Source organism: Gilvimarinus sp. 1_MG-2023, assembly GCF_030548285.1.
Genome location: NZ_JAUOSC010001470.1, coordinates 1 through 247 on the forward strand (window position 1 = coordinate 1; position 247 = coordinate 247).

Genomic DNA, 247 nt, shown 5'->3' on the forward strand with positions numbered 1-247 from the left:
AGACAGTGCCGGACTCAATTTGTGGAATCATACGCATGGTGGCCGACAGATTGTTGGTCCACAGGCTTGTGCCGAGGCCGTAAGGGGTGTTGTTGATCAGACTGATCAGTTCATCTTCTTCTTCATACGCCATAAAGCTGAGGATAGGCCCGAAGGTTTCTTCCTGCATCAGGGTGTCGTTGGCGCTATTGACTTGCACGATGGTGGGCTGAACAAAATACCCCTTGCCATTGACCGGCCCTGGTAC

General features: G+C 52.2%; 1 protein-coding gene. It reads right to left on the reverse strand.

The features are described from left to right. Positions 1–247, reverse strand: a 247-nt coding sequence (locus tag Q4563_RS21705) for an aldehyde dehydrogenase family protein (RefSeq protein WP_303606007.1), incomplete at both ends; no start/stop codon positions are given.